This window comes from Nocardia concava NBRC 100430 (assembly GCF_000308815.1).
GTDB classification, from domain to species: Bacteria; Actinomycetota; Actinomycetes; order Mycobacteriales; family Mycobacteriaceae; genus Nocardia; species Nocardia concava.
In genome coordinates this window covers 1-9,083 of the sequence record NZ_BAFX01000125.1, presented here as the reverse complement: position 1 = coordinate 9,083, position 9,083 = coordinate 1, and the positions used below count along the sequence as shown (strand labels likewise).

Genomic DNA, 9,083 nt, shown 5'->3' with positions numbered 1-9,083 from the left:
CGAATTCGCGCCCGTACTCGTCCACCGCGACCACGTCCATCTCGCTGGCGAAGAATCCGGGTCGCACGTCCACGCGGATGAACGAGTAGTTGCGGAACCGCACCCGCGACCACGGCGCGACCTCCGGCTGCTTCCCGCCGTCCGGCGTCCACACGAAGCTGTTCGGGACGGTCGTATCGGCGACCTCGTGGCCGCGGTAGGTCTCCGGCGACCCGGGCTGGAAGCCGTAGCGGGGGCGGCCACCACCGCCGACCGTGTAGTAGACGGTGCCGTCGGTCTCGGGATAGACGATCGAATTGTCGCCCGCCACCTTGGTCGCCGCATTGCCGCGAATGGGATCGGTGCGCTCGAAGATGTGATTGTGCCCCTGCAGCACCAGATCCACCTGGTAGCGGTCGAACAGCGCGCACCAGGCGTCGCGGACGCCGCCGTCGCTGGCGTGTGAATCGGTGGTGGAATACGCGCAGTGGTGGAAGAAGCAGACCAGGAAGTCGATGTTCGGATCGGCGCGGTAGGCCGCGAGAGTCCGCTCCACCCAACCGTTCTGGCCGCCGCCCGAATAGCCGGTATTGGCCTTGATCTCGTAGGAGATGTCATTGGCGTCCAGGGACAGCACCGCGACATTGCCGTAGGTGAAGGAGTAGACCGACGGGCAGCCCGCGGGCCCGTTCCCCGGCAGGTCGAGCCGCGCCATGTGCCCGCCGTAGCCGTGCGTGTCGTAGGCGGCCTCCATATCGTGGTTGCCGGTCGCGAACATCCACGGCGTGACCGAGGCGCTGGATTCGATCGCGCCCAGATACACGTCCCAGACATACGGATTGAACTTGTCGAACCCGTCGGGCAGCGTGCCGCCGGATGCGACGAACCGCGGCGGCTTGCCCGCACCGGACGGATCGGCGTAGGCGATATCCCCGGCCAGCACATGGAAATCCGGCTTGCAGGCGTCGATCTGACGCATGATGTTGGCCGCGTGCGGGGCGGTCGGATCGTTGTCGGGCTTGTAATAGCGGTCGTCGTATTCGCCGGGAGCCAGACCCGGAGGCTGCGTGGGAGTCTCGTCGGTTCCCTGATCACCCATCATCGTGAACCGGAACGGCAACACCGCATTCCGCACACTCGGCATGGCCGTGGACGCCGCCCGAATATCACCTGCGAACCCATCCCCCGTACGCCACCGATAAAAATGCGGCATCCGCCCCGCCAGCCCATCCACCGGCGCGTGCACATAGAACTGCTCGGCCGCGAGCACCCCGCCGTCACTCGACGGAATCTGCGTCACCAGATTCCGCACCTCGGCCTCAACCGTCCCACCCAGCAGCGGAGTGGGCCCATGATCGAGAAACACCTTGGTCCCATTGGGATTGCGCGAAAGTTGCGCACTGAACCGCAGCTGGCTTGCCGCGTCCCCGCCGAACCCGACATGCCGCCCGGCCACCCCCAACTGCGCATCCTCGGCGTAGGCCCGCTTCGCGAACGGCGAGAGCCCCGCCGCGCCCACCGCGGCGGCAGCTGCCGAGCCGCGCAGGAAATTGCGCCGGGACACAGGCCTTTTCCGCAGATAGCCGCGATGCCACTCGTACTGCTCGGCCATGGTCATGGTCGCGGCCAGTGCCTCGGGAATCCCGGTGTCGGGGATATCGCCGGACGGATTCAAGCGGTTCGTCGCCATGCGCTCGGATGCTGCTCGAAACAGGTGGCTCCGGCAAAGGCACCGCGCCGCAAATGAGCGAATTCTTGGTTAACTAACCGAGGATTCGGCGCGGTGCCGTTCCGAGCCGGGTCGCCGTATGCTGAGCACCTCGCTATCGAGCATCGGGGAGGACAGGTGCCGGGGGACGGCAAACTCGGCCACTATCGACTCGTCAAGTTGCTGGGCCGGGGCGGCATGGGTCAGGTGTGGCTCGCGGAGGACACCCACCTCGAACGCGAGGTGGCGCTCAAGCTGCTGCCCCACGAACTGGCGGCCGATGCGGATTACCGGCGGCGGTTCGAACGGGAGGCGCGGCTGGCGGCACGCCTGCGCGGGCCGCACGTGTGCCCGGTCCACGCATTCGGTGAACTCGACGGCCGCCTCTACATCGATATGGAGCTCATCGAGGGTTCCGATCTGGGCAAGATCCTCCGCGAGGTGGGCTCCTTCCCGCCCGACCGCGCGGTCGACCTCGTCACGCAGATCGCCGAGGCCCTCGACATCGCCCACAGGGCGGGTCTGGTGCACCGGGATGTGAAGCCCTCCAACGTGCTCACCCTGCCCAGCGGCTTCGCCTACCTCATCGACTTCGGCATCGCCCGGGGCGTCGGACAGGCGACCATCACCAGTACCGGTGTGGCCGTCGGCACCTGGGCCTATATGGCCCCGGAGCGCTACTCCGGCACCGAGGATCTGCGCTCGGACGTGTATTCCCTCGCCTGCCTGCTCTACGAGATGCTCACCGGCATCAAGCCTTTCGCCCAGCCCGACCCGGTCCAGCAGATGGCCGCCCACCTCACCGCCGATCCGCCCCGGGCGAGCGACCGTAACTCCCTGATTCCGGCCGCCCTCGACGCGGTCATCGTGCGCGGCATGGCGAAGGATCCGGACCATCGTTTCCAGAGTGCCGGCGCACTGGCCGCGGCGGCGCACGCCGCCCTGGATCCACGCGCTACCCAGCCCACGGGCTCGCAGCGCCGGGCCGCGCCGACGGTGAAATGGGATGGCGGAGAACCGCTCCCGGGCATCGGCTCCGCCTACCCGCCGCAATACTCGGGCACCGCGCACACACCGCCGCCCGGAGTGGGTCCCGCGTCCGCACCGGACGACCGCGTCCCGACCGCCCTGACGCCCCCGCCCGGGACACCGCCGCCGGGCACGCCCGATGCGACACCCGCGCCCGGCGGAACCCCTCCGGGCTGGGCAATGCCGGGATCGCGGCTGCCCGGTGATTCGTGGCCGCATGCTGAATCGCGCTCTGCCGCGCCATATCCGGCGAGCCAGCCGTCCTCCGGCGTGATTCCCGTGCGAGGGCCCCGCGACGGCGGGGGAGGTCCGAGCGTGATGGCTTTCCCGCCCGGGACGCCGCCGACGGGTGGAATGGCCTCGGGCGGAGCAGGTTGCGTCTCGCCGTACGTGGGCCAGGGCGGGGCCTTCGCCTATTCGGGGGCGGTGGGAGCGGTGCGGGATCGCCCGCGCGTAACCGGGTGGCGAGTCCTGTGGTGGATTATGTTGCCGCTGTTGATCCTGTTCTTCGGGATGTTCACCGCCGCCGGGATCGACGTGGTGCTCACCGAGAAGGCCGACGGTGCGGCGGCGGCGATCGGGACCGCGATCGCGCTGATGATCTTCGCTGTGCCCCTGGGGCTGTTCATCTGGCTCGGCGTGCGGGAGATCAAGAAGTTCCGGGGGACGCGGCGGCGCTGACGCGAAATGGGCGGTGAACGCCGAACGGCGCGACCGGGTTTCGGTCGCGCCGTTCTGGGGTGCGCTCAGCAGTTGCGGAGTTCGGGGCTCTGGTTGAGGAGCTGGGCGCGGGTGGAGATGAAGGTGGTGTAGGTGTCGTTGCCTACCGAGGAGAGGGGGAAGGCCGCTACTCGGTGGCAGTTCTGGAAGGCGAGTTTGATGTTGAAGTGGCGTTCGAGGCCGCCGCGGATGGCGTCGGAGGCCATGGCGCGGAGGAGCTGGCCGCGGGCCGTCTCATCGGGCGGTGCGATGGTGTTGTCGGCGAATTCCGCCGTGCCGGAACGCAGATCGGCGGCTACCCGGCTGACCACCTCGTAGGCGTACGGCAGCGAGTTGCGGACGCATTCGACGAACTCTGCGTCGCTGACTTCACCGCGTTCAGCGCGCTCGAGTAGTGCGGTGGGAACGTCGAGTGACATATCGCTCTCCTCATGGGATGGCGGAAGGTGTCAGCCGATTGTAGATGAAAGCGGTTGTCAATAAGTCTGGATTCGCAATGAAAATGCCCGCTCCAGAGCATTTCTCGCATCCGCCGACAGCTTGCGCACCAGCTCGCCGGCCGGTAGCTCCGGTGCCAGCGAATGCGCCTGACCTGCCCAGAGATTCACTTCCTCGGCATTGCCCGCGGCCCGCGCGGCCGCCCGCAAAGGCCCGGTGGCGTAATGGATCTCGGGGTAGGCCGCCGGTGCGCCGGTGTGCTCCACCATGAACCGGTTGCGCAGCCCGCGCGCCCGCCGCCCGGTGAAGGCACGGGTCAGCATGGTCGGGGTGTCGGCGGTGATGGCCGCGCGGATGAACGGCGCGGTCCCTGCTTCGGGGCAGCGCAGGAACGCGGTGCCGATCTGCGCCGCGGCCGCGCCCGCGGCGAGGACTCCGGCCAACGCCTCGCCGGTCGAGATGCCGCCCGCCGCCACGATCGGAACCTCCACGGCCGCCCGCAGCAACTGCACCAGGGCCAGCAGTCCGAGCGGATCGTCGAGGTCCTCGGCCGGATCGTCCACGAAGGTCCCGCGATGCCCGCCCGCCTCCGCGCCCTGCGCGATGAGCGCGTCCGCGCCCGCCGCTACGGCATGCCGGGCCTCGGCCACGGTCGTGACCGTCACCCACACCTCGGTCCCGACGGCGTGCAGCCGTTCGATCTCCGCGGCCGACGGGCAGCCGAAGGTGGTCGATACGACCGCCACCGGCTCGGCGACGAGCAGGTCGAGTTTGGCGTCCCAGTCGTCGCTGTCGTGCTTGGCCTCGCCGAGGGGGAACTCGCGCGCCAGCTCCTCTATATAAGGAGAGAACCGAGCGGTCGGACTGGGCTCGGAGGGAAAGAACAGGTTGACCCCGAAAACACGCGAGGTCAGCGCCCGCGTGGCCTTGATTCGCGCGCCCAGTTCGGCGGCCGGGAGATATCCGGCGGCCACGAACCCCAGCCCGCCCGCCTCGGACACGGCCGCGGCCAGCTCCGGTGTGGACGGCCCGCCGGCCATCGGGGCGAGAACTATCGGCGTACCCAACTCGTCGAGAACCATGTCACAAGTGTGCCTCTCGAGTTACCTTTTGTGATCAAGGGTTCGAGTACTCGACCTGGCGTTATCGCACAAAAGGTTGCGGAATGGTCACAACCGAGTACAGTTTCCGTCACAGCGATGCCGAATCGTTACCGGACCCACCGAACGCTAGGACTTGCAGTGCCGCACCATCGAACGACCGCGAACTCCGTAACTGTCATGGATTTGCTTGGTGATTCCGGTGCTGCTCGCGCTGGCATCCCGTCTCGTCGGCGGCACCGGGCCGATCCCTCCACCGCCGATCGCGTGAAGACCGCCGCGGGCGTGGCCGTCGCCGCCGGTGCCCTGATCGGCACCGCGACGCAGCTGGTTCCCGCCCTGGCGCACGCCGCCCCGCTGCTCCCCACCCACGATGAGAAGCCCACCGCCATCGGTGAGGACGTCGTGACCGAGGATGCCGCGCTCGAACTGAAGCAGGCCCAGCCGGACGCCGCGCCCGTCGCCCAGACGCCGCAGGCCCAGCCGATCGCCGATGTTGCTCCCGCCCCGGCCCCCTTCGGCCTGCAGAACCTGCCGCCGGAGATCTCCGCGCCGCTGCAGCAGGCCGAGCAGACCCTGAAAACCCTGCAGCAGCAGCTGAATCCGGGCCCGGGTGTGGTCAAGCCGGTCAACGGCCAGCTGACCTCCGGCTTCGGCCAGCGCTGGGGCGCTATGCACTACGGCATCGACTTCGCCGATCCGATCGGCACCCCGATCCACTCCGTCATGGGCGGCACGGTCATCGATGCCGGCCCCGCCTCGGGCTTCGGCCTCTGGGTGCGCGTCAAGCAGGACGACGGCACCACGGCTGTCTACGGCCACGTCAACGACATGTACGTGACCACCGGACAGCGCGTGAACACCGGCGATGTCATCGCCTCCGTGGGCAACCGCGGTAATTCCACAGGTCCCCATCTGCACCTCGAGATTTGGGACGCCGCCGACAACAAGATGGATCCGCTGCCATGGCTAGCCAGCAAGGGCGTTCTCATGCAGCAGCAGTGGGGACCGGACCAGTAGATCGTTCACCGGTACCCACGCCCGGACGCTTTCCGGACCGGCGCACGCCGGTGGGTGCGGTGACGACACTGGACGATCTGTTCGACCCGGCCTCGCTGCCCGGGCGTTCCTACGCGCTGCTCGTACAGCATCCGCGTTCGACCGCGCTCGAAGTGGCCGAGCGGCTGAGCATTCCGCCGCGCGTGGCCGAGGCCGCGCTCGAGGCGCTGTGCCAGCTCGAGGCCGCGGTCCGGCTCACCGACGGCAAGGGCGTGGTGCGTTTCGACGCGCACGCCCCGGAAGCCTTGTCGGAGGCCGAGACTCGTCGCCGCAATCAGGAAATGCTGCGCATGCAGTCGGCCGCCGCGCGCCTGGGCGAGACCTTCCGCTCGGTGCGCCGCACCACCGACGCCGACGGCGCGGTGGTGGCCGTGTACGAACGCCGCCAGCTGCTGGCCGATTTCGAGGATCTGCAGCACACCGCGCACGCCCGCGTGAAGGTGGTGGAACGCGGACCGTTCCTCTCCGATGTGGAGACCGAGGAGCGGATGTTCGAGCTCAAGTCCTCGCGCATCCAGGCGGGCATCGACTACCGCACCCTGTACCAGGAGACCATCTATCAGGATCCGGAGCGGCTGCGGCACGTGCTGGCCACCAATGCGGTTGGCGCGCAGGCACGTACGCTGCCCGATCCGCCCATGAAGCTGATCGTCGCCGACGATCGGCGCGCGGTGCTGGTGCTGCACACCGACGAACGCCGCGGTGACCCCATGGGCGTGCGCGTCGGCCCGTCGCCCACGCTGGACCTGCTGGTCAAGACCTTCGACGCGTTGTGGCTCATGGCGACACCGATTTCGGTGAATCCGGCCGAGGCCCTCGACGAGCGCGACAAGGCGATCCTGACGCTCATGAGCATGGGCGCCACCGATGACACCATCGCGCGCCGGCTCGGCCTCTCGCGGCGAACCGTGGTGCGCCGCACCGCAAGTCTGCTCGAGCGCCTCGGCGCGAGCACGCGATTCCAAGCGGGAGTTCAGGCGACACGCCGCGGCTGGCTCTGAACAAGCGGCCCCGAGTCAAACAAATTGTGGGGCAAGTCACTTCACAGCAACAATCGTCGCAGCTCAGCGATAGTCGAAGCGGATGGCCGCTCGGGAGTACTCGAGGGCATCGATATGATTGATCTCATCCGCTGACCCTTTCGACGTCCCGGGACAAGACGTCAGTTTTCGTGGGTGCTGCCGAGTGCCTTCGGCCTGCGGAAAGACGGACTCGAGAGGTGATCGAACGCGTATGGATACTGCCCGACGTTCTGCTCGCGGTACTCGTCGGCGCCGGTCCGGCAGTCCACTCTTCGGACAGCTGCTCACTTCGGCCGTGGAATCGGCCGCAGATGTGACTGCGATTCGTTTCAATCCTACCGGACTTCCGGCCGATCAGCGTGAGATCAGTTATCGCGATCTCGACGCGCGGTCCTCGCAGCTGGCCCGGGAGCTCATCGGCCGCGGCGTCGGGCCCGGCGATATGGTCGCCATCGGCATCACCCGATCGATCGAGTCCGTGCTGTCGGTGTGGGCCATCGCCAAGACCGGCGCGGCGTACGTGCCGGTGGACCCCGCCTACCCGCCGGACCGCATCGAACACCTGCTCACCGACTCCGGCGCGGTGCTGGGTCTGACGACGCGGGAGTACCGCGGCGCGCTGGGCACCGCCGCCGAATGGCTCGAACTCGACGATCCCGCGCAGGCGCAGCGGATCGCCGCGCAGCCCGATCACCCCGTCTCCTACGCCGACCGGCTGGGCACGCTGACCGAACAGCATCCGGCCTACGTCATCTACACCTCCGGATCGACCGGTAAGCCCAAGGGCGTGGTGGTCACCCACTCCGGCCTGGCCGGGCTGGTCGCCGCCGAGCGTGAGCACTACGCGGTCGCCGCGGATTCGCGTGTGCTGCACGTCTGTTCGCCCAGCTTCGACGTCTCGGTGCTGGAACTGCTGCTGACCTTCACCGCGGGCGCGACCCTCGTCATCGCGCCGGCCGGGGTCTTCGGCGGCGTGGAACTGGCCGAACTGCTGGGCCGCGAGCGGGTCACCCACGTGCTGATCACGCCGGGCGCGCTGGAATCGGTGGATCCGGCCGGGCTGGACGAACTGCACACCGTGGTGGTCGCGGGCGACAAGTTCGGGCCCGAACTGGTGTCGCGCTGGGCGAGCGAGACCCGGTCCTTCTACAACGGCTACGGGCCGACCGAGGCCACCATTCTGGCCACCTCGAGCGCGCCGCTGCGGGCGGGCGAGGCCATCACCATCGGCTCGGCCATTCCGGGAGTCGGTGCGTACGTGCTGGATTCGCGGCTGCGGCCGGTGCCGGACGGCGTGGTCGGCGAGCTGTACCTGTCGGGTCCGGCGCTGGCGCAGGGCTACAACCGGCGGCCGGGCCTGACCTCGGAACGCTTCGTGGCCAGCCCGTTCGGCGAGGCCGCGGGCAGCCCGGGGGCGCGGCTGTACCGCACCGGCGACCTGGTGCGCCGCACCCCGCTCGATGCCGAGAACCCGGGCGTCATCGAGTATCTGGGCCGCTCCGACTTCCAGGTGAAGATCCGCGGCCTGCGCATCGAACTGGGTGAGATCGACAATGCGCTGAGCGCGCATCCGGACGTGGATTTCGCTGCCACCCTGGGCAAGTCGCTGCCCTCGGGCGCGACCGCGCTGGTGTCGTACGTGCTGCCCCGGCCGGGCGCGCGCCTGGACACCGCGGCGCTGGCCGCGCACGTCGGCGAGTCGCTGCCCGCGTACATGGTGCCCACGGCCATCGTGGTGCTCGACGAGATCCCGCTGACCCCGGTCGGCAAGCTGGACCGAAATGCCTTGCCCGAGCCCGTGTTCGCGGCGCGCGAGTTCCGTGCGCCCTCGACCCGCGCCGAGGAGATCGTCGCGGAGGTCTTCGCGGCCCTGCTGATTCCGGACAACCCGGAGGCCCGGGTCGGCGCGGACGACGACTTCTTCGAACTCGGCGGCAACTCGCTGCTGGCCGCGCAGGCCGCCGCGCGCATCGGTTCCGCACTGGGCGTGCGGGTTCCGGTGCACCTGCTGTTCGACGGCGCGACCGT

The 9,083-nt window shown here is 68.9% G+C and carries 7 protein-coding genes; 4 read left to right on the top strand and 3 right to left on the bottom strand.

From position 1 onward, the window contains the following. Positions 1-1,669, bottom strand: a 1,669-nt coding sequence (locus ON43_RS30075; RefSeq protein ID WP_040812984.1) for a metallophosphoesterase, incomplete at its 3' end; no start/stop codon positions are given. Between the two features lie 156 nt (positions 1,670-1,825). Between ON43_RS30075 and ON43_RS42890 the strand changes: the two genes are divergently transcribed. Beyond that, positions 1,826-3,397 (top strand): serine/threonine-protein kinase, encoded by a 1,572-nt coding sequence (locus tag ON43_RS42890; protein ID WP_051179443.1) that lies wholly within the window; start codon positions 1,826-1,828, stop codon positions 3,395-3,397. A 65-nt stretch (positions 3,398-3,462) separates the two neighbouring features. On the opposite strand, the gene ON43_RS30065 is transcribed toward ON43_RS42890, so the two are convergent. Both ON43_RS30065 and ON43_RS30060 read right to left on the bottom strand, forming a co-directional pair. Continuing rightward, on the bottom strand, positions 3,463-3,855 hold the full coding sequence (locus ON43_RS30065; RefSeq protein WP_040812982.1) for an SCO5389 family protein: 393 nt from the start codon (positions 3,853-3,855) through the stop codon (positions 3,463-3,465). A 57-nt stretch (positions 3,856-3,912) separates the two neighbouring features. Further along, on the bottom strand, positions 3,913-4,956 hold the full coding sequence (locus tag ON43_RS30060; protein ID WP_040812981.1) for a nitronate monooxygenase: 1,044 nt from the start codon (positions 4,954-4,956) through the stop codon (positions 3,913-3,915). Between the two features lie 285 nt (positions 4,957-5,241). On the opposite strand from ON43_RS30060, the gene ON43_RS30055 reads away from it, so the two are divergent. From ON43_RS30055 to ON43_RS30045, 3 genes are all read left to right on the top strand, one after another. Then, positions 5,242-5,994: a M23 family metallopeptidase gene (locus tag ON43_RS30055; protein WP_040812979.1), complete on the top strand. Its 753-nt coding sequence runs from the start codon at positions 5,242-5,244 to the stop codon at positions 5,992-5,994. Positions 5,995-6,053: 59 nt separating this feature from the next. Then, positions 6,054-7,034 (top strand): helix-turn-helix transcriptional regulator, encoded by a 981-nt coding sequence (locus ON43_RS30050; protein ID WP_040812987.1) that lies wholly within the window; start codon positions 6,054-6,056, stop codon positions 7,032-7,034. A gap of 232 nt (positions 7,035-7,266) precedes the next feature. After that, positions 7,267-9,083: non-ribosomal peptide synthetase (locus ON43_RS30045; protein WP_040812985.1), on the top strand; the 1,817-nt coding region annotated here is incomplete at its 3' end.